This is a genomic window from Pseudomonas sp. 05N432 (assembly GCF_056396945.1).
Genome location: NZ_JBFTMM010000023.1, coordinates 61,299 through 82,412, shown reverse-complemented (window position 1 = coordinate 82,412; position 21,114 = coordinate 61,299). Strand labels below are relative to the sequence as shown.

General features: G+C 56.1%; 20 protein-coding genes. 16 read left to right on the top strand and 4 right to left on the bottom strand.

Features of this window, described 5'->3' with window-relative positions:
• The first annotated feature begins 123 nt into the window (after window positions 1-123).
• The 9 genes from AC1DHT_RS25935 to AC1DHT_RS25895 all read left to right on the top strand — a co-directional run bounded on the left by AC1DHT_RS25935 (window position 124) and on the right by AC1DHT_RS25895 (window position 8,645).
• Window positions 124-792, top strand: a complete 669-nt coding sequence (locus tag AC1DHT_RS25935; protein ID WP_427542418.1) for an ATPase — start codon at window positions 124-126, stop codon at window positions 790-792.
• Window positions 793-1,149: 357 nt separating this feature from the next.
• The gene (locus AC1DHT_RS25930) at window positions 1,150-1,419 is read left to right on the top strand and encodes a hypothetical protein (protein WP_427542421.1); all 270 of its coding nucleotides are present in this window, start codon (window positions 1,150-1,152) and stop codon (window positions 1,417-1,419) included.
• Window positions 1,420-1,584: 165 nt separating this feature from the next.
• Window positions 1,585-2,604, top strand: a complete 1,020-nt coding sequence (locus AC1DHT_RS25925; RefSeq protein ID WP_427542424.1) for a LacI family DNA-binding transcriptional regulator — start codon at window positions 1,585-1,587, stop codon at window positions 2,602-2,604.
• A complete protein-coding gene (locus AC1DHT_RS25920) occupies window positions 2,588-3,592 on the top strand; it encodes an ABC transporter substrate-binding protein (RefSeq protein ID WP_427542427.1) in 1,005 nt (334 codons plus the stop codon). Before AC1DHT_RS25925 ends, AC1DHT_RS25920 begins: the two co-directional genes overlap by 17 nt.
• 15 nt (window positions 3,593-3,607) lie before the next feature.
• On the top strand, window positions 3,608-4,462 hold the full coding sequence (locus AC1DHT_RS25915) for an ABC transporter permease (protein WP_427542430.1): 855 nt from the start codon (window positions 3,608-3,610) through the stop codon (window positions 4,460-4,462).
• Complete coding sequence (locus AC1DHT_RS25910; protein ID WP_427542433.1) at window positions 4,459-5,253, top strand: ABC transporter permease; 795 nt, start codon at window positions 4,459-4,461, stop codon at window positions 5,251-5,253. Before AC1DHT_RS25915 ends, AC1DHT_RS25910 begins: the two co-directional genes overlap by 4 nt.
• Entirely contained in the window at window positions 5,250-6,281 is a 1,032-nt protein-coding gene (locus AC1DHT_RS25905) for an ABC transporter ATP-binding protein (RefSeq protein WP_427542436.1), read from the top strand. The genes AC1DHT_RS25910 and AC1DHT_RS25905 overlap by 4 nt, the downstream gene beginning before the upstream one ends.
• Before the next feature lie 23 nt (window positions 6,282-6,304).
• A complete protein-coding gene (locus AC1DHT_RS25900; protein ID WP_427542439.1) occupies window positions 6,305-7,135 on the top strand; it encodes a phosphodiesterase in 831 nt (276 codons plus the stop codon).
• A gap of 190 nt (window positions 7,136-7,325) precedes the next feature.
• Complete coding sequence (locus tag AC1DHT_RS25895; protein ID WP_427542442.1) at window positions 7,326-8,645, top strand: OprD family porin; 1,320 nt, start codon at window positions 7,326-7,328, stop codon at window positions 8,643-8,645.
• Between the two features lie 447 nt (window positions 8,646-9,092).
• Here AC1DHT_RS25895 and AC1DHT_RS25890 read toward each other — a convergent pair whose 3' ends face one another.
• Both AC1DHT_RS25890 and AC1DHT_RS25885 read right to left on the bottom strand, forming a co-directional pair.
• The gene (locus AC1DHT_RS25890) at window positions 9,093-10,385 is read right to left on the bottom strand and encodes an OprD family porin (RefSeq protein WP_427542445.1); all 1,293 of its coding nucleotides are present in this window, start codon (window positions 10,383-10,385) and stop codon (window positions 9,093-9,095) included.
• A gap of 228 nt (window positions 10,386-10,613) precedes the next feature.
• Window positions 10,614-10,856 (bottom strand): hypothetical protein, encoded by a 243-nt coding sequence (locus tag AC1DHT_RS25885; RefSeq protein WP_427534336.1) that lies wholly within the window; start codon window positions 10,854-10,856, stop codon window positions 10,614-10,616.
• Window positions 10,857-11,193: 337 nt separating this feature from the next.
• Between AC1DHT_RS25885 and AC1DHT_RS25880 the strand changes: the two genes are divergently transcribed.
• From AC1DHT_RS25880 to AC1DHT_RS25850, 7 genes are all read left to right on the top strand, one after another.
• Window positions 11,194-12,462: a cystathionine gamma-synthase family protein gene (locus AC1DHT_RS25880; protein ID WP_427542447.1), complete on the top strand. Its 1,269-nt coding sequence runs from the start codon at window positions 11,194-11,196 to the stop codon at window positions 12,460-12,462.
• Window positions 12,463-12,599: 137 nt separating this feature from the next.
• On the top strand, window positions 12,600-14,036 hold the full coding sequence (locus tag AC1DHT_RS25875; RefSeq protein ID WP_427542572.1) for an amino acid permease: 1,437 nt from the start codon (window positions 12,600-12,602) through the stop codon (window positions 14,034-14,036).
• Between the two features lie 51 nt (window positions 14,037-14,087).
• Window positions 14,088-14,978, top strand: a complete 891-nt coding sequence (locus tag AC1DHT_RS25870) for a LysR substrate-binding domain-containing protein (protein WP_427542450.1) — start codon at window positions 14,088-14,090, stop codon at window positions 14,976-14,978.
• Window positions 14,979-14,996: 18 nt separating this feature from the next.
• Window positions 14,997-16,385 (top strand): threonine synthase, encoded by a 1,389-nt coding sequence (thrC, locus tag AC1DHT_RS25865; protein WP_427542453.1) that lies wholly within the window; start codon window positions 14,997-14,999, stop codon window positions 16,383-16,385.
• Window positions 16,382-16,819: an Lrp/AsnC family transcriptional regulator gene (locus AC1DHT_RS25860; RefSeq protein ID WP_427533144.1), complete on the top strand. Its 438-nt coding sequence runs from the start codon at window positions 16,382-16,384 to the stop codon at window positions 16,817-16,819. Before thrC ends, AC1DHT_RS25860 begins: the two co-directional genes overlap by 4 nt.
• Window positions 16,820-16,933: 114 nt before the next feature.
• Window positions 16,934-17,974, top strand: coding sequence for a homoserine dehydrogenase (locus tag AC1DHT_RS25855; protein WP_427542456.1), 1,041 nt, complete (start codon window positions 16,934-16,936; stop codon window positions 17,972-17,974).
• 12 nt (window positions 17,975-17,986) lie between these two features.
• Window positions 17,987-19,405, top strand: a complete 1,419-nt coding sequence (locus tag AC1DHT_RS25850) for an aldehyde dehydrogenase family protein (protein ID WP_427542459.1) — start codon at window positions 17,987-17,989, stop codon at window positions 19,403-19,405.
• Between the two features lie 105 nt (window positions 19,406-19,510).
• Here AC1DHT_RS25850 and gfa read toward each other — a convergent pair whose 3' ends face one another.
• Both gfa and wrbA read right to left on the bottom strand, forming a co-directional pair.
• Entirely contained in the window at window positions 19,511-20,089 is a 579-nt protein-coding gene (gfa, locus tag AC1DHT_RS25845) for an S-(hydroxymethyl)glutathione synthase (protein ID WP_427542462.1), read from the bottom strand.
• Window positions 20,090-20,334: 245 nt separating this feature from the next.
• Window positions 20,335-20,937: an NAD(P)H:quinone oxidoreductase gene (wrbA, locus tag AC1DHT_RS25840; protein WP_054597401.1), complete on the bottom strand. Its 603-nt coding sequence runs from the start codon at window positions 20,935-20,937 to the stop codon at window positions 20,335-20,337.
• Between the last annotated feature and the right edge of the window lie 177 nt (window positions 20,938-21,114).

Genomic DNA, 21,114 nt, shown 5'->3' with positions numbered 1-21,114 from the left:
GTAGCTCATAGGCTTCCTATCATTCGTTCAGTCGATAGTTGTCATCAAGGAATGCAAGTTCTGTTTTTCCGGCAAAGGAGGAAGATGGCGCCATACCGAAGCCGCTTCTGAAGGAACTGCGCGATGAGAATCTCTACTTTGCTGGCACTTGTCGCCGTTTTGACCGGCAGTGTAGCCGCCACAGCACCGACCTACGCGGCGGAACAGTCTTGCCACTTTTTACCCGTGGTCGACAGCACCATCGGCCTGCAGCACGCTCAATCGGTGGGTGTGCTCTACAGCGAAAACACCCTCAACACCCTCGAATACCTGGAGCAGTACCATTCGGTAGCGCTGAACGGCGCGAAGAACCCCGCGCTCGACTCACGCATCAGCAACGCGTTCGTCAACAGCTCAGATCCGAAACTCGCGATCAACTGGCTCATGGGTTCGCTACAGAAAGAGTTCGCCTCGGTGACCGTCTACGACAACCTCGACGCGGTGGTGCATGCTCATCCGGACGTGGTGGTGATGCTGGACACCTACAGCCGTCTGGTGTCCAAGCGCAACAACCAGGTGGAAGCGCGATTCATGGCCAAGTTCTACGACTCGAACCTGCAGTACATCGGCAAGGCCGAAGGCTCGCGAGAACAGCAAATGCCTTCGGTCTGGGTTCATGGCAAAGCGGCGCCAGAGATAGCCGCGCAGATCGACAAGCAAACCGAAATGCAATTGAACGCGCTGAAGCAGTTTGATGCGTCACTGAAGACGCTTGTGTCGTCCAGCGAAGTGGCTCAGCTCGCAAATAACTGATGAGCGCGATTACGCATTTATGAATAGCCAATGCCTTACATCTCGCACAGTCAAATGCGGACATACATTCCACTTGAGTTTGATAGCTTAAAGCCATCCAGCGGCATGCACGACAAGCAGAGCCGACGCTGACAAGACATGGAGGTCTGGCAGTCATCGTTCATTGATGGCTGTTTCTATCAGGGACAAGGATCTGAAGCTGGCGACTACTACCTTTTCCTCCATGGCCATACGTTCGCGCATGCCTGCCACTTGATGGCCTGCGTTGCAGCACAATGGATTCCGGAAACCATCAAATAAACGGGGCGAACTCCGAAAAGCCAGACGAGTAGGAACTTATATATGGAGATATATCGTATGTCGGCTCAAGAGAATCTCGTTGGCGGATGGACTCCTTATCACGAACTGACTCCAAAGGATCAGGAAGTATTCGATGAAGCCCTGGCCGGGCTCGTGGGTGTGCACTACACGGCTGAACTGGTTTCCACCCAGGTCGTCAACGGCACCAACTATCGTTATCAGGCGCAAGCAACGCAGCCTGGTTCGCCAAACAGCTGGCAAGCGGTCGTGGAAATTTACGCGCCTATTAACGGCAAACCGCACATCACCCAGATCATCCGGATCTAAGCACGTCTCAACCCCGTCGGGTCGCGCACGGATTACGCGACCCGACGTCTGACGCGCATCATTGAGCGTCAATTCCTGACATCGAAATGTCATCTGTCTATCGCAGGAACGCCATGTTCGCTGAGTAATCTTCTCGCCAATGAGATCGATCTCAAGCGAGTGACAATGACTGATTTGAAAGAGGTTGCACGGCTGGCAGGTGTTTCGCGGGCGACCGCAGCGCGAACCTTTGCCTCCCCCGAAGTGGTACGTCCGGCCACTCGAGAACAAGTATTTGCTGCAGCGCGCGAATTGGGTTTTCGGCCCAACCGTCTTGGTCGTCAACTACGCCTGCAAACCACCAACTTGATCGGTGTGGTGGTTCCCAATCTCCTTAACCCGGTGTTCGCTGAGCAGATTCAGGCGATGGAACGCGCTGCGCGTTTACGTGGTTACAACCTGTTGCTGGCAACTACCGACTACAGCAGCGAGCGCGAGAGCGCGGTAGTCGAGGAGTTGTTGCGGCGTCGGGTTGACGGTCTGGTCCTGACGGTGACCGATGCCAATAGCAACCGCGTGCTGCAAAGCCTCGCCAGCGAAGACACACCCTTTGTGTTGGCCTATCACCAGTCCGGCAATCCGGACTACAGCACCGTGTCGGTGGACAACCGCACGGGCATGGCGCTTGCCACTCGATATCTGCTGGAGGCGGGGCACTGGAAGATAGGCATGGTCGCAGGTCCTGCCTTGCAGTCCGACCGCGCCCGCCTGCGTCACGCCGGTTATTGCGACGCGATGCGTGAGGCCGGTCTCGACAGCCTGCCGGTGATCGAAATGCCCGCCCATACCCAGGCTGACTTTGCCGCCATCGAGCCGTTACTCCACGGCCCGCAGGCACTCAGTGCGCTGGTCTGTTCCAACGATTTGCTGGCAATCAGCCTGATTGCGGAACTACGGCGCAACGGCTGGAACGTGCCCCGGCAGATTTCGATCATTGGCTTTGACGGTATCGCCCTTGGCACCCAGATGCATCCGACGCTGTGCAGCGTTGTTCAACCCATCGCGATGCTTGCTTGTACCGTGATCGATCAATTGTTGGCGCAGATCGCTGGCGCCGCACCGGTTTCCCATTGCCTGCCTTGCCATATCCGGCCGGGCGAAAGTACTCAACCCTACGAGGAGATGCGTGATGATTCGCTTCTATAAAACCCTGGCGACATTGCTGCTATGTGGCGTGGCCAACCTGGCCTTGGCCGCCGAAACGGCGATTTGCTACAACTGCCCGCCGGAGTGGGCGGACTGGGGCACGCAACTCAAGGCGATTGCCAATACGACGGGCGTGCAGGTCCCGCTGGATAACAAGAACTCCGGCCAGGCACTGGCGCAGTTGGTAGCCGAACAAGCTGCACCGGTAGCCGATGTGGTGTATTACGGCGTCACCTTCGGTTTGCAGGCGCAAAAGGCCGGCGTGGTCGGCACTTATAAACCCAAGGGTTGGGAGCAGATTCCTGCTGGCTTGAAAGACCCGCAAGGTCACTGGTTTGCGATTCACTCCGGCACTTTGGGCATCATGGTCAACGTCGATGCACTGGGTGGCTTGCCGGTGCCGCAAAGCTGGAGTGATCTGCTCAAGCCGGAATACAAAGGCATGGTCGGTTACCTTGACCCGTCCAGCGCTTTTGTCGGCTATGTCTCGGCGGTGGCCATCAATCAGGCCATGGGCGGTAGCCTGGATAACTTCACGCCAGCCATCGATTACTTCCAGAAACTTGCGAAAAACGCCCCCATCGTACCCAAGCAGACGGCTTATGCCCGGGTGCTGTCCGGCGAGCTGCCAATTCTGGTCGATTACGACTTCAACGCCTATCGGGCGCGTTACAAGGACAATGCCAACGTCGCGTTCGTGATTCCCAAGGAAGGCAGCATCAGCGTGCCTTACGTGATGAGCATGGTCGGCAATGGCCCACATCGGGCCAACGCCGAGAAGGTGTTGGATTTCGTCCTCTCCGATCAAGGTCAGGCACTGTGGGCCAAGGCGTATCTGCGGCCGGTACGAGCGACGAAGATGCCTGCGGATATTGCCGCACAGTTCTTGCCGGACAGCGACTACGCCCGGGCCGGCGTGGTCAACTATGAGCAAATGGCGGCGGCGCAGGAAGCCTTCTCCGCGCGGTATCTGAGAGAGGTCAAGTAAGTGACGGCCTCGGTAGTGAGCACTCGGAAAGTACCTGTGGGGCAGGCCATCGTCCCGTCCCTGCGGCCGACCGCTGCCTGGTCGCTGGTGCCTGCAGCAACGGTGCTGTTCGCGTTCTGGTTATTGCCACTGGCGCATCTGATTGTGCTGGGTGGGCAAAGTCGCGATGGCAGCGCGAGCGGTTATTGGCAGGTGCTTAGTAGCGCGCAATATCTGGGCAGTCTGGCGCAGACCTGCATGCTTGCACTTGTGGTGACCCTCGCGGCGCTCTTGGTAGGTGGCATCAGTGGGGTGTTTCTCGCTCGCCAGCGCTTCTTCGGCCGCTCGGCCTTGGTCGCCTTGTTGACCTTCCCGCTGGCGTTTCCCGGCGTGGTGGTCGGTTTTCTGGTGATTCTGCTGGCCGGTCGCCAAGGGTTGTTCGCCACCCTTGGCCTTGAGCTGGCGGGTGAGCGCTGGGTTTTTGCTTATTCATTAATGGGGTTGTGCATTGGCTACCTGTACTTCTCGATTCCGCGGGTGATCCTCACGGTGATGGCGGCTTGCGAAAGCCTGGATCGCAGCCTGGAGGAAGCCGCCCATTCACTGGGGGCGGGTCATTGGCGAGTGGTCTGCGATGTCATCGTGCCCGGTTTGGCGCCGGCGTTGATCTCGTGCGGGGCGATCTGCTTTGCAACCTCTATGGGGGCGTTCGGTACGGCGTTCACGCTGGGCACTCGGCTGAACGTGACTCCCGTGGCGATCTACAACGTGTTTACCAACTACGCCAATTTCGCCGTGGCCGCCGCGCTGTCGGTGGTGTTGGGCGCGCTGACCTGGGCCGTGCTGTTGCTGGCCCGGCGGCTGGTCAAACAATCGAGGACGGTCTTGTGAAACGCTCAACGCTGTTTGTCGGGCAACTGGCTTTTACCTTGCTGGTCTGCGCGTTCATGTTGGTGCCCGTGCTGATGTCGCTGTTGGCCGGGTTGACGCGTAATTACTTCCAGGGGATTTCAAGCGGGCTGACGTTCGATTGGCTGGTGCAAGTCTGGCAGGCCTACTCTCCGACCGTCTGGCTATCACTGCAACTGGCTGCGGCCTGTGCGCTATGTGTCTGTGTGGTTGGCGTACCAGCGGCTTACGCGCTGGTACGGATGAACAACCGCTTCAGCCGCGCGTTCGAGGAGTTGATGGTGTTGCCGGTGGCGATGCCGGGTCTGGCAAGTGCTTTGGCATTACTGCTTACCTATGGTCAGTTCGGTGGGTTTCGAAGCAGTTGGTTATTCATTCTCGTTGGTCATGTGTTGTTCACCCTGCCATTTCTGGTGCGCCCAGTGATGGCAGTGATGCAGCGCCAGCATCTGCCGGTCCTGGAGGAGGCCGCGGCCAGCCTTGGGGCCGGGCCGCTCCGGCGTTTCTTCAGTGTGGTGGTGCCCAACTGCCAGGCAGGGATTCTCGCCGGGGTGTTGATGGTTGTTACCTTGTCGCTGGGTGAGTTCAACCTGACCTGGATGCTTCACACCCCGCTGACCAAGACATTGCCGGTAGGGTTGGCCGATAGCTATGCCTCGGCCAGGCTGGAAGTCGCCAGCGCCTACACGCTCATATTCCTGCTGATGATCGTGCCGCTACTCATTGCATTACAGGCCATCAGCGCCCGTCTTTCCCGTGGAGAAAAACGATGACCGGAACCACCATTCGCCTGGAGGGTTGCCGCAAGGCGTTCTCCGATGGCACCGTTGCCGTACATGATCTGAACCTGACCGTCGAAGCAGGGGAAACCCTTGCGATACTCGGCCCGTCGGGTTGCGGTAAAACCACGACGTTGCGTTTGATCGCGGGTCTGGAGCGACCGGACGTAGGGCAAGTGTTTTTTGGCGACAGTGACGTCACACGCCTGCCCATCGAGCGTCGTGACGTGGGCATGGTGTTCCAGAACTACGCGTTGTTTCCGAACCTGGATGTGGCCGGCAACATTGTCTACGGTCTGAAAATTCGTGGCCTGTCACCCGTCGAACGCAACAAGCGTTGCTCGGAATTGCTGGAGCTGGTGGGTCTGCAGGATCACGGCAAGCGCAGCATTCATGAGCTGTCCGGCGGTCAGCGCCAGAGGGTCGCCCTGGCCCGTGCCCTGGCACCTCGACCTCGGGTGTTGCTTCTCGACGAACCCTTGGCTGCATTGGACGCTCAGTTGCGTGAACGCTTGCGCAGCGAGTTGGATCAGCTGTTACGCGGTTTGGGAATTACGTCGGTGTTCGTCACCCACGATCAGGGTGAAGCCATGGCGCTGGGCAACCGCATCCTGGTCATGGAGCGCGGTCGCGTCGCGCAGTTGGCCAGCCCGAGAGAAATCTATCAGCAACCAGCCAACGCTTTCGTCGCCAGTTTCGTGGGTAACCTCAATGCGTTCCCGGTAATCGAGCGCACGTCCCATGGCTTGAAAGTCAGTGGCGGTGAATTGCCATGGAATGGCGACAATCTGCCCGCCACTGTGTATTGCCGCCCCGAGCATCTGCGGGTGATGGAGAGCCAGGGGCATCTGCGCGGGTGTCTGGTGGGGCAGTTTTTTCAGGGTGCCCAAAGCCGTTTGTTGGTTGATGTCGGCGCCGCACAACCCTTGTTGGTGGACAGCACCGATGGCGTTATCCACGCCCCCGGCGCGCTGATTGCCTTGGCCGTCGAGCCACAAGTGCTGTTCACCCTGCAATCGTGATGTTTTGCTTTTAGAGGCCTATTTTGAACCGTCCGTTTCTCATTGCACAGCTCAGCGACCTGCACCTTAAAGCGGGTCAGCGACTGACTTATGGTGTCGTCGATACCCTTGGCGCGTTGCGTCGGGCTGTCGATCATTTGAATGCCAGCGATCCGCGTCCCGACATCGTTGTGATCAGTGGCGACCTGGTGGACTTCGGTCGTCCAGATGAATATGCCGTGTTGCGATCCGAACTCGCACGACTGTGCATACCTTTCTACCTGGTGCCCGGTAACCACGACAAACGCGAGCATCTGAGGGCAGCATTCGCCGATCACACCTACTTACCGATATCCACCGGTGCACCACTGGATTGGGTGGTTGAGGAGTATCCGTTGCGGCTTATCGGTCTGGACACGACCATTCCCGATGCCCATGGCGGTCAGTTGCTGGACAGCCAATTGCGCTGGCTGGATGAACAACTGTCGCATCGTCCCGATGCACCGACATTGTTGGTTCTGCATCACCCACCGTTCATCAGCGGCATTGGTCATATGGACCGTGAGCCGTTCATCAATGCATCGGCGCTGGAGCAGGTCATTGCCCGTCACCCGCAGGTGGAGCGTTTGCTGTGCGGGCATTTGCATCGGCCGATGCAGCGACGTTTCGGTGGCAGCCTGAGTTGTGTGTGCCCCGGCATCTCACATCAAGTGGTGCTGGATCTACAGCAATCCGCCCCGGCACATTTCAATCTGGAACCACCCGGTTATCTGCTGCATCGCTGGCATACGCAGGCGCTGGTGACCCACAACGTCGTGTTTGGCGAGTACCCCGGACCGTATCCGTTTTATGACGCTCATGGATTGATCGACTGACGACACAGGGACTTTCAAGGCACTTTTCTGACAGGGTTTTTCGGAGGTTTTAACCAACATCACGCTCTGTTGATCAGCGACATTTCTTGATGATTATTTAACGCATTGGCCAATCGCCTGATTGGCCGAGTGCTTCCTGCTGCCTTTTTAATGTGCCCGGAACATAGGTTTCGCGCTGGAGTTCGTCCTGATGAAAGCCACATTTCAAGTATTAAGTTTTTTGACCGGCGGCCTGAGTATTGCCATGAGTCCCTTGGCGTCTGCCGATTTTATTAACGACAGCAAAGCCAACTTGAATTTGCGCAACTTCTATTTCAACAACGATAACCGTGATGGTGCCGCCGCGCCTTCAAAGACTGAAGAATGGGGGCAGGCCTTCATGCTCAATTATCAATCCGGGTTCACCGACGGCACCGTGGGGTTTGGTCTGGACGCTATCGGTCTGCTGGGTTTGAAGCTCGACAGTGGCACAGGTCGTCACGTTGGCGGCTCAATGTTTCCCAACGACGGTGACCGGGCTGCGGACCAATGGAGTCGTGCCGGTGCAACGGCCAAGATGCGCTTCTCCAAGACTGAATTGCGTTACGGCACCTTGCAACCGAAGTTACCGATTCTGGTCTCCAACGATGGTCGCCTGTTGCCGCAAACCTTCGAGGGTGGACAAGTCACCAGCAATGAAATTGACAATCTGACCTTCACCGCCGGTCAACTTGAACACGCCACCGGACGTGCTTCCAGCGATAGTTCAGGTCTGGCAGTTGCAGGCGGTACCCGGGAAAGCAATAAATTCATCTTTGCCGGTGGCGATTACAAACTGACCAAAGACCTGACCGCCCAGTATTACTACGCCACTCTCGAAGACTATTACCAGCAGCACTTCGCCGGTTTGCTGCATGTGTTGCCGATGGGTGAGTACGGCTCGCTGAAAACCGACCTGCGTTATTTCAAGACCACGTCCAATGGCAAGAACAGCAGCGTGGCCGGTCGCGCCAGTGGATACAAGATCGGCGGCTATACCAAAGACGGTAGCGGTGAAATTGACAACGACACGTGGAGCGCGGCATTCATTTATTCATTGGGCGGCCACGCGATTACGGCGGGGTATCAAAGCGTTTCGGATGGCAGCAATTTTGCGCAACTCAATCAGGGCGGTCTGGTGGGTAAAGGCGAAGCGGGTGCCAGCCTTTATCTCTACACCGACCGCACCATTCAGACATTCATCCAGGCGGGTGAGCGCACGGCATTCGCGCAGTACGCCTATGACTTCGCAGCGCTTGGCGTTCCAGGCTTGAAGGCATCGGTGATGTACCTCAAGGGCGACAATATCAAGACTGCGAGCGGCAAGGACGCAACCGAATGGGAGCGCGATATCGCTCTGGACTATGTGATCCAGAGCGGCGCATTGAAGAACGTGGGTTTCGGCTGGCGTAACGCGATGTCCCGGAGCGATATCGCTCGCGACCAGGATCAGAATCGCCTGATCGTGAGTTATACGATTCCGTTGATGTAAGGGGTGATGTATTGACGAACCCCTGGAACATTAATTTATCTGACGGGCATTGATTGCCTTTAAAGCGAGCAGCTACTTTTGGCCCTGGCAGAGTAAAAGCGCACCCATCAGAAGGCTGCAATGGGGCAGGGCGCGATGATCCACGATCACAGTCGTGTCACGGGGCTGCACCGGCAGCGTTCAGACTGGAGTTTGTCCACTGCGCAAGGGTTCGATGTCTGTGCGCAGGACAGTGCCCACTTAAGGAATAAGTGGGCACTATCGCCGTCTGAGAGATTTCCCGGTAAATGTGGAACCTTTGCCACTATCAACAACAAACATTAGTTTCTGGTCAGCAGGGGTAAGGCGCTCGTGCTGTTAGTTATTATCTGGGTAATAGCGTGGTTGCTTATGGCGGCGATGCGATGGTGGGGGCGGGTTATCTTATGGGCGATCAGATTTCTGCATTCAAAACTTCAGCGGGTACTGAATCACCACGTAGATCCGGTCAATGTCATCACCCGCCTGAGCGCTGTTGGCCCGGTGCGAGACTTGGGACAGTTGCACCGAAAGATCCTTCGCCGCACCGGACTGGACGATGTAGCGCAGGTCGATATCGCGCTCCCAGTGACGGCCGCCGGCGCCTTGTTGTGGCTGGTACTCACCGCTGTCCGCGTCGAACGGGTTATAGGCGCCACCCTTGGGCGCGTGAGTGCCGTCGATGTGGCTGCCGGAAACGTAGCGGGTCATGAAATTCAGACCGGGAATGCCGAACGCACCGAGATCCAGGTCATAACGGGCTTGCCACGAGCGCTCGTGGGCGCCGTTGAAGTCAGCGTATTTGATCGAGTTGGCCAGATAGATCGAGTCACCGCCGACGAAATCGAACGGCGTGTCGCCGTTGATCCGTTGCCAGCCGAGCATCACCGCATGCGGACCGAAGGTGTATTTGCCTGAGAGACTGAAAGCGGTGTTGTCGATTTCCCCGGCCAGTGCCTGACCGGAATCCCGGGTGTGATAGAGGTTGGCGTCGAGCAATACGCCGGACTGTTTGAAGTGCAGATTGGCATAGTACTGGTGCCAGGTTTCACTGAGGTCGGAGGCGTACAGCGCGCCACCCAGCGGACTGTCGCTGAACAGATCAACGCCGATGATGCTGATCCCGCCGGCCTTCGTGTTGGCGCCGTAGCCCTGGAAATCGCCTTTGCCGGATGAACTGTCCTGGTTCTTGAACGCGGTGAAATGCCCGGCCACCAGATTCACATTGTCGATCTCGCGGCTATTGAGCAGAAAACCCGTGGCGTATTCCGGTTGCAGGCGTTTATCCGAGGTGTCGAATACCGGCGTCTCGACCGTCATTTCGCCAAAGGCGAGGGTGGTGCGTGAGGCTTTCAGCTTGAGCGCGCCGCCAGCGCTGGAGTAGTCGCTCTCGCTGCGACCGTCACTGTTCACCGGTAGCAATCCAGTGCCGGAATGACCCTTGCCGCCGTCCAGTTTCAGTCCGTAAAAAGCATGGGCATCGAGACCGACGCCGATCATTCCTTCGGTGAAACCGGATACGAACGTACCGATAAACCCTTGAGCCCATTCCTGTTTGTAATTCTTTCCGCTCGGCGAGGGCGAGCGGTAGTCGTTGTTCAGGTAGAAGTTGCGACTGAGTACGTCGACTTTGGCATCTTCGGTAAAACCACTGGCGAGCGCGGTTTCGGTCAGTGCGAAAAGCACTACGGACCCGGTTAATGGTTTGGTGAAAACCTTCATGTTTCAATGACCCGCGACAGTGGAATGTGGGTCAATGATCAAGTGGATACGCATTGGTTGATTGAGCGAATGTGCTCAGTTGCCGACATGCGTTGATTGGCGATCGCTTGTCGACTCCCAGACCTCCCTTCGAATTTAGATGTTCAGGCGTAGCGCCGCTATGTCGTCGGCTGTAGACAGCGTGGCGACTGTTGCCGGGCGGGACACCTTTCTATTCGTCATTCGCGCTCACGCGGGTTTCACTTTCTCCTCTATCTGGCGCACTGCCTGCGCATCAGCTCGGAGAAGCTTGAGTTTCAGTTCTTCGAATTCTTCGCTGCTCACCCAATCAATACGCCATAGCATGTACAGCATGCCTTGAGCCTTGTACAACGCTTCCAGGCGCTCGGCATGATTGTCAGTTCGGCGTATGTCATCTGTCGCTTCCTCCAGGTCATCCAGGGCCTGCGCTTTGTTCTTGTCATGGCTCATGATGGAGCTCCTGATATGTTGTATTACTCACCGCCTTGGTCACGATAATACGGTCGCGTCCCGGATTATTCTGGTCACCGCATGGCTTATGCAATGTTACGTACAAATCCCTGGTGCGGCCCTGCACGACCTCATCGAACGACACAACCTTTTGTTCATAATCATAGCGCCGGTAGTGGGCAGCCGGCAGGCCTATGACGGGAACTCGCATCCGGCCATTAAAAAAAGCACCCCTAACTCCCAGATATCATGATTTTTCACAAGCATGAGCTTTCCATATAGTCCTCCCAAGCCCACTTGGAACACGGTAGTGTTTCCCTTGAAGCGAGACAATTTTATGGAAAATAAGAAACGCGCCGTCCAGGCTTCAGAGGTCGGGATGGGGACTCGAGTCGTATGGGGAGGAGAGCAGGTTCAACATCCCTACAATGCGACCCAGACACCCATCGTGGTCAGTGCCGCCTATGGCTATGACGATATTGATAAGTGGTATGACGTGGCATTGGGAAAGGAGCCGGGCTTCATTTACAGCCGGATGAGCAATCCCACTGTCTCTGTCTTGGAAGATAAACTCTGCGAGCTCGAAAACGCAGAGTCGGCTGTAGCTTTCAGTACCGGGATGGCCGCAATCAGCGGTGTACTGCACACCTTCCTGTCCTATGGGCAGCGTGTGATATCTACGCGTGACAGCTACGGCGGTACGAACAAGATTTTCGAGGAGTTTCTTCCACGCATGGGTGTGGAGGTAACCCTTTGCGATACGCTCGAGACTGTGGCGCTTGAGCAGGAGATCGCTAAAGGCTGCAGCGTCCTGTACCTGGAAACACCCACGAACCCAACGCTGAAAATCGTTGATATTCGGCGTCTTGTGGCAGCGGCGAAGCGAGTGGGCGCTTTGGTTGTTGCGGACAATACATTCGCGACGCCTCTGAATCAGAATCCGCTCGCTTTAGGCGTTGATGTGGTTGTGCACAGCGCGACCAAATTCCTGTCCGGTCATGGTGATGTACTCGGCGGTGTGGTTTGCGGCGCCGAGCATTTGATGGCTCAAGTTCGCCATTACCGCGAAATCAATGGAGCTTCGCTGGATCCTTTTTCGGCGTATCTGATCATCCGAGGCATCAAGACTCTGGCTCTGCGTCTTCGCCAGCAACAGGCGAGCGCGAAGCTTTTGGCCGAGTACCTCTGTACCGAGCCGCTGGTCGAGTCTGTGAATTATCCGGGGTTGCCTCAACATCCAGGTCATGACATCGCTCGTTCGCAAATGAACGGATTCGGAGCCATCGTCAGCTTCGTGCTGAAAGGGGGCATGGACACCGTGACTCGTTTGCTCCCGCTGCTCAGATATGCGCATCGGGCGGGTAATTTGGGCGCCGTCGAGACCATCTATGGGCCGGCTCGAACGACCAGTCACGTAGAAAATACCTTGGAAGAACGTCAGGCACTTGGAATCTCCGAAGGTTTGGTTCGAGTGTCCGTAGGTATTGAAGATTCAGCAGACTTATTGGCTGATCTAAAACAAGCCTTCGCTTTAGTGCGAAGTAAACACAGTGATGCGAGCCTTCACGCTGACAGTGCCCAACGCTTCATTGAGGTCGGAGCCTGAGTACGGGCAGGACTTTCGATATTCATCTTAAGCCCTTCATGAAGAATGAAAATAATAAAATCCAGCGACAACTAAATTGTACTGCCCAACAGCCAGTTACAAGGACGCTTGTCCGCACATTTCATGAGAATAAAACTATGTCGACGCATATCGAAGATAATCAGCCCGATCCAAACTCGCGTTTCAAAAAAGAAATGCAAACACGCCACATCGTGATGTTGGCACTGGGCGGAGTGATCGGTACGGGGTTATTCCTTACTTCCGGTTACACGGTTAATCAGGCCGGGCCACTCGGCGCCGTGATCGCTTACATCATCGGTGCAGTGATGGTGTATTTAGTCATGGTCTGTCTCGGTGAACTGGCGGTACAGATGCCGGAAACCGGATCTTTCAGTAGCTACGCGACGCGATACCTGGGCCCAGGCACAGGCTATACAGTGGCCTGGCTTTACTGGCTCACTTGGGCAGTAGCTATCGGTTCAGAATTTACAGCTGCGGGCATACTGATGGTTCGGTGGTTTCCTGATACACCGGTCTGGATTTGGAGCGCGCTATTTGCCATTGCAGTTTTCTTAAGCAATGTTGTCTCTGTCCGGTTGTTTGCGGAGACTGAATTTTGGCTTTCGCTGATTAAGGTTCTGACCGTTATCACGTTCATTGTGATCGGCGGAGCGGCAATTTTCGGTCTTTTGCAAGTACATAATTTGCAGGGGGCGGGACTTTCCAACTTCACACGTGAAGGGCTTTTCCCCACCGGGTTTTTACCCATAGCAATGACTCTCCTGGCAGTTTCCTTCGCATTTTCCGGAACTGAGCTGATCGGAATTGCAGCAGGTGAAGCGCAAGATCCACACACTAGCGTGCCCAAGGCAATCCGCACGACAGTGGTACGTTTGGCGCTGTTCTTCGTGGGGACAATTTTCGTCCTTGCGACGTTACTGCCACGAGAACAAGCGGGGCTCGTAGAAAGTCCGTTCGTGATGGTGTTTGAGCTGATTGGCATCCCGTACTCTGCCGACATTATGAACTTCGTCATTCTCACGGCACTGATTTCCGCCGCTAACTCGGGGCTGTATGCCGCATCGCGCATGCTGTGGACATTGAGCGATCAAGGACATATGCCTAAGCGCTACGCCAGGCTCTCCAGTCGGGGGACCCCGGTGAACGCCATCGTTCTTAGTATGGCGGGTGCAGTGGCTTCACTGCTCAGCAGTGTGTTTGCCCCTGATACGGTTTACTTGGCCTTGGTGTCCATCTCCGGTCTGGCAGTCGTAGTCGTGTGGATGAGCATTGCTGCAAGCCAGATCGCGTTCCGTCGTCAATACGTCGCTAATGGCGGACGAGTTGAAGATCTGCATTTCCGTGTACGAGGCTATCCATGGGTACCTATCGGTGCACTGTTGTGTTGTCTGCTGGCCTGTGTGGGTATCGCTTTTGATCCTGAGCAGCGAGTGGCGCTGTATTTCGGCCTCCCCTTTATCGGATGGTGTTATTTCGTTTACTGGATCACTCGAAACAAGAGAGCGGAGCGGTTGGCTTTAGCCACAGCGGCTCATTCCTCTGGCACCGCGTGAATTTCTCAGGCAATGATTGAGCATAGATAAAGTCCTGATGAGGTTGCGCCGATGAGTCAAAAGTCACTACCACCCTTGAACTGGTTGAGGGCATTCGAAGTATCGGCGCGTTGTTTAAACTTTACCCACGCGGCGGAAGAACTCCATTTGACTCAAGGGGCTGTGAGTCAGCAGATCCGTCAGTTAGAGAGTCACTTCGGCGTGGCACTGTTCAAGCGCTTACCCCGAGGGCTTGGCTTGACCGAGGAAGGGCAGTCGTACCTGCCTGTCGTGCAAGACGCGATCAGTCGGCTTGCAGTCGGCACGAACGAGATTTTCGGCCAGCACAATCGAAGACATTTGAAGGTGCGCGGCAGCCTTTCCTTTCTTCACTATTGGTTGGCCCCCCGACTCGCAGATTTTTGTCGGGAGTATCCCCAGATCGATATTCGATATATCAGCAATATTTGGGTGAAAGAACCGGACGGCGAGGATGACCTGGAGATTCGCTGGGGATGCGGTGAGTGGTCGGGCTTGCACGCCCAGCGATTGACTTGGGACATCCTTCAGCCTGTTTGCTCCCCAACGCTTATGGCCAGCTCACCCATACATGAGCCTCGCGACTTGATGAACCATTCACTCCTTCATGTGTTGGGGTACGAAGAAGGTTGGGGTTACTGGCTGAAGCGAGTTGGAGCAGACGACGTCGACTACTCCCGTGGCCTTCAGTTTGACACGCTGATCTCCACGATCCGCATGGCTGAACTGGGGCAGGGCGTTGCGCTGGCACGGTCTTCCGTGGTCGAGGATTTGCTTAAGAGTGGGCAATTGGTTGCACCATTCAATCACCGAATCGAGGCAAGCGAATCCTTTTATCTGGTGCACGAACAGAACGAAGTGCTATCGCCTGATGCCGCGAATTTTTCTACCTGGCTGGTGGCTCAAGCTCATCGCCTTTTGTAAAACTGATTTGGAGTTGACATGCATTACGTAAGCACTCGCGGCGGCGACATGCGTGCTGATTTTCGCAGTGTGGTTCTGTCGGGGCTCGCCGAAAATGGTGGTCTCTATGTCCCAGCCAGTTTGCCTGTCTTCACCGAGAAACAGATTGCCAGCTGGTCGTGGCTGCCGTTTGATGAGTTGGTTTGGCGAGTGGTTTCGCCGTTTGTTGGTTCTTCCATAGACGAAAGCACCCTGCGCGCCTTGCTCAGTGACAGCTATCAACAATTCAAGCACCGCGCTATTACGCCGCTTGAGCAGATCGGGCATAACGAGTGGATACTCCAGCTGTTTCATGGACCGACCGGTTCTTCCAAGGATTTCGCCGCGCAATTGCAGTCGCGTCTGGTCGAGCATTTTCTGGAGGAGGTCGGTAAAGAAGCGTTGGTGGTCGGTGCAACTAACGGTGATACCGGCGTCGCAGCGCTTGAAGCCTTTGCTGACTGCCCGGCCGCCCGCATGGCGATACTGTATCCGCGCGACGGGCTTGCACCTGAGCAACTCAATGCCTTGCAGGCAGCCGACCCGCAGCGGGTTCAGCTGTTTCCGGTTGACGGTAATTTCGATGATTGCCAGACGCTGGTCTCCCGACTCTTGCGAGAGTGGCCGTTGGACGGCGTGTTGCCGATCTGTTTCAACTCGACCAATTGGATCGGCGTCCTGGCCCAGATCGTTTTTTACTTTCACGCGGCCTTGCAACTGGGCGGTGGCTCTCGTCCCGTTGGCTTTAGTGTTCCAGCTGCCAGCTCGGCCGAGATCTACGCCGGTTACATTGCGCAGAAAATGGGACTACCCATCAATCAGGTGATCATTTCCACCAACAGCAATGATGCCCTGCACCAGTTTTTTCATTGCAATCGCTACTCCACCCGGATGACTAACCGAACAGTGTCGCCGGCGATGGACTTCTCGTTGTTTTCCAACCTGGAGCGGTTTATCTGGGAGATTTACGAGCACGATGGTTGCTCAACAAAAGCGCTGATGGAGCATTTTGAAAGTTGCGGAGAAATGAGCATCGGCAACCAGCAATGGCTGCGTGCCCGAGTCCTCTTCGATTCCTATGCGGTAGACGAATCTCAGGTACGCGATGAGGTGGTCGAGCTGTTCCGAGAGACAGGCTCGGCCATCGATCCTCACACCGCTGTCGGTGTACTGGCCGGCAGGCTTCATCGACGCAGCCTAGGCGCGCCGATGGTCACCTTTGGGCAAATTGCGCCGGCCAAGTCGGCGGCGCTGTTGGCCGAATTGGGCGTCTGGCAAGCAAGCGTTCCGAGCACTGTCGAGGTGCGCGCGCAACCACCGTACCAGGCCAAGGGCGATCTGGAGGGTCTGTGCCAGGCTCTTCGTCTGGCACAGCAGAGGCCTGCATGAAGCGCATTCTGGATCCGTTGGACGAACGCATACTGGCCGAACTTACCGCCAATGGGCGAATAGCCCATATTGAATTGGGTGCCAAGATCAACCTGTCGCGCAATGCGGTGCGCCAGCGCATCGAGCGTCTTGAGCGCGACGGTGCGATCCAGGGTTATACGGTACTGCTCGGTGAGTCGCGGCGGCCTGCGTCGCTTATCAGCGCGGTGATCTTTGTCTACCGCTACGACCGCATGCGTGGCGAAGAAGTACTGACTGCACTGCGCTCCATTCCCGAAGTCGTGCAATGTGAAGTACTCAGTGGTGAGTTCGATTTAATGCTGCGTGTGAATGCCGCCACACCGGAACGTGTCCATCTTGTGTGGAAGGAAATCGCGGCCATGCCAGGGGTGGAAAACACCGTGACATCGTTCGTCCTTTCTGCGGTGTTTTGACAAAATCGTGCTTGGGCAAAACGCCCAACTAATACAGCACTCTGCCATATTCAACTGCCAAAGCCCGGCTCTTAGGATGTTCCTATCGAACAACATCAATAAGGAACAGCGTTTATGACTGAGTACAAAATTGCCTTGGTAGGGTTTGGTGGCGTGAACCGTGGCTTCGCCCAATTGGTCGCCGATCATAATGCCGAGTGGAAAGAGGCCCTGGGCTTCACGATTAAAATTGTCGGTGTCACCGATCTGTTCCTCGGCTCCATCGTTGCTAAAGACGGTCTGGATGCAAAGCGGTTGGTCGCTCTACCGATTGAGAAAGGCGCACTCGCTCAACTGCCTGGCGGTAATGCTGAGGCCTTCAACGAAACTGTGATCAAGCATTCCGGTGCAGACATCATCGCTGAGGCGACTTTCACCAATCCGGTGGATGGCGAGCCTGCAACTACCTTTTGCCGCTGGGCCTTGGAAAGCGGCATTCATGTAGTGACCACTAATAAGGGGCCCATTGCGCTGCACGGTGCCGAGCTCAAAGCGTTGGCCCGTCGCAACCAGGTCGCTTTCGAATACGAGGGTGCGGTGATGAGTGGCACCCCGGTGATTCGTCTAGCGAAGCAGGCCTTGGCGGGCGCCAACGTGCAAGGCTTCGAAGGCATCCTGAACGGCACTTCCAACTATGTGCTCACCCAGATGAAAGACGGCCTGGCGTTCAACGATGCCGTCGTACAAGCGCAACAGCTCGGCTACGCCGAGGCAGATCCAACCGCCGATGTGGAAGGGTTTGACGTACGCCTCAAGGTGGTGATCCTGGCCAACGAACTGCTCAATGCACGACTGAATGTCAGCGATGTAGCGTGCTCGGGTATCAGCAAGATCAGCGCGCAAGATATTGCCCAGGCAAGTGCCAATGGTGCGAGCTGGAAACTGATCGGCTCCGCCAATCGTGAAGCAGATGGCTCGGTTCGAGCGAGTGTGGAAGCTCGGTTACTGTCGAATTCACATCCTCTTGCCGGAATCAGCGGTGCTACGAATGCAGTGTCATTCAATACCCAATTGCTGGGAGCTGTCACAGTGTCGGGGCCAGGGGCAGGGCGCATCGAGACGGCCTTCGCATTACTGTCGGACATCGTCGCCATCCACACCGCCCACGGCAAATAACAGGAGATAGTCATGAGCGTATCCAGCATGGCCAGTATCCAGCTTGTTGAAGCCAAACAGATTGATGTGTTCAGTCCATTCGATGGTCGCTTGGTAGGGAGCGTCCCTTGCCTCGATGCAGCCGCAGTTCCTGGCTTGCTGGAACGCGCGCGAATCGGCGTGCGCGAGAGTGCGGCAATGCCTCGTCACCTGCGTGCGCGCATTCTTGAGGAGGCGGCCCGGCGTGTAGAGCTTGAGGCTGAAGCGTTTGCCAAACTCATTGTTGCAGAGGCGGGGAAGACGCTGCGACAAGCAGAGAAGGAAGTGAAGCGTTGTGTGAACACGCTGAAGCTATCGGCGCAAGAGGCTCGTCGTAACGCCGGGGAAGTGATTCCATTTGGGGCTTATGAAGGATCGGAGTCGCGTCAAGGTTGGTTCACGCGGGAACCGTTGGGGCTTATCGTCGCGATCACTCCCTACAACGATCCACTGAATCTGGTCGCTCATAAACTCGGCCCGGCAATCGCTGGTGGCAATGCCGTGATTTTGAAACCCTCGGAACTCGCGCCGTTGTCTGCACTCAAGCTCGTTGAGTGCTTGGTGAAAGCGGGTCTTCCACCCTCTGTGATTACCCCGGCGACTGGTGGCGTCGACTTGGGTAAAGCATTGGTAGAGGTTCGCGAAGTTCGGATGATTTCCTTTACGGGGGGTTTTGCCACGGGGGAGGCCATTGCTCGTAGTGCAGGGTTGAAGAAACTCGCAATGGATCTGGGAGGAAATGCCCCGGTACTTGTGCTTGAAGATTGTGATATCGAACCGACCGTGGAGTCCTGTGTGTCTGGTGCCTTTTGGGCAGCAGGGCAGAATTGCATCGGCACTCAACGCATCCTTATACATAGTTCAATTTATGAGGACTTCCGTGAGCGTTTTGTCAGCCAAACGCGCGCGTTAGTGGTGGGTGATCCTGACCTGCGGGCAACGGATGTAGGCCCGATGATTACGGAACAGGCGGCCCGTCGTACCGAACAATTGGTAAACGAAGCACTGGCCGAGGGGGCCGTTCTGCTGTGTGGGCACCATCGCCAAGGGGGAAGCTATGCGCCGACTGTGCTTGAGCATGTGAGGCATAGCAGTGCGATCTGGATGCAGGAAGTCTTCGCGCCGGTGGTTATCCTGGAGCCTTTTGACCATTTGGAAGACGCTATTGCTATGGCCAATGCAACAGAATACAGCTTGCACGCAGGCCTTTTCACACGTGATATTTCCACGGCTTTGAAACTGGCGCGTCAGATTGAAGCGGGTGGTGTGATGATCAATGATTCTTCCGATTATCGTTTCGATGCCATGCCTTTCGGTGGTTTTAAGTACGGAAGTTTGGGGCGCGAAGGTGTTCGATTTGCGTATGAAGACATGACGCAGCCTAAAGTCGTTTGCATCAGCGAGGTGGATTAAACCTGCGAAGTAAATTCGTCATCGACTCACATCGGGTGGACGCTTTTTTCTGATTTTGGGACGTCGGGGCCGCGGTCCGACGAAGAAACCGCGGCGGCCGATCACTCAGGCGGCGGGGAGCAGGCCTTTCTGTTTGGCGACATGAGTCGCCATTGCGTCCATCAAGTCCGGGGACAGGCAGTCATAGGGCTCCAGGCCGATCGAGCGCAGGCGTTCACGGATGGCCTTCATTTGCGCTGGCGGTGTGCCGGTTTCGATGATGGAGGACACGAACGCTGCGAAGCTCGGCGCAGCCCATCCGCTCTGGGGAGAGAGCTCGGTGTGGACGAAGTCCAGACCATAAAACGCATGGTCCTTGTTCTCGATGCGCCCGAAGAGATGGGCGTGGCACTGCTTGCAGGCGTGCCGCTGAATGGTGGCGTTTTCGTCGACGATTGACAGTTTTTCACCGTGGGCAATGACGCTGACCTTATCCCGAGGTACTACGGCAATGACGGCGAATATTGCATTTTGAGGTTTCCAGCATTTGCTGCAGCCACACGCGTGGTTATGCAGGGTTTGTGCGTCGATCTTGATCTCGACCTTGTCGGTCGCACATAGGCATTGCAGGGTGCCACCTGTGAAATTCGCGGCGGCGGGTTGAATACCATTGTCCAGTGCAGGGTGAAGTTTCAAGGTGCTCACGTTGGCTTCTCCGTTTCAGGGTGTTAGACGAAAGTGCCTGGGGCCGTATGGTGTGAGTGACAAATGACGCTAATTCGAGCTCGCTTTAACTTGTGGGCGATGTCAGGTGTTCACGATACTGCCCCTGTTCAATAGTTGAGCAGAGGCAGTGGAGCACCTGGGTCGGGTTTCGGTTAGCAGAAACGGGGCACGGTCAGAAATCTTGCAGGGTAGGGTGCAGTACCACCTCATTTTAGGTGCTTGCGTTAACCCGCGATTTTTATTGCAAGCTCAGCGACGTGTTTACCCTGGAAGCGCGCAATATCCAGTTCATTTTGTGACGGTTGCCGTTTACCGTCAGTGCCTGCCAGGGTGGTCGCGCCATAGGGCGTACCGCCGGTGATCTCGCTCATGTTGGTCAGCCCTGCGCAGGTGTAAGGCACACCCACGATGACCATTCCCTGATGCAGGAGTGTGCTGTGAAACGACGTAATAGTGGTTTCCTGGCCACCGTGCTGGGTGCCGGTCGATGCAAAGACACTGCCGATTTTTCCGACCAGCGCGCCGCTCATCCACAGTCCGCCGGTCTGATCGAGAAATGTGCGCATCTGTCCCGCCATATTGCCGAAGCGCGTCGGTGTGCCAAAGATGATGGCATCGTAATTGCCCAGCTCGTCAGGTGTCGCCACCGGTGCCTTCTGGTCAAGTTTGACGCCAATGGCTGCTGCCTGTTCGGCCGGAATGGTTTCAGCGACACGCTTGAGCGTTACGTCGGTGCCGGGTACAGATCGCGCGCCTTCGGCTACTGCGCCCGCCATCGTTTCGAGGTGACCGTACATTGAGTAATAGAGAACCAGTACCTTCGCCATGATTTTTCTCCTGGATTAAGCTCCATTCGATGGATTAAGAAAATCTTGGGTACACCACTGCCAACGAACAGCAGCGGCAGGCGTAGCACTTGGTCACGAACAAAACTGCGGCTCACACCCACCCGACTGCTGGGACTTTGACGGCATGCGGATAAACACTAGCAGTTCCATATGCTA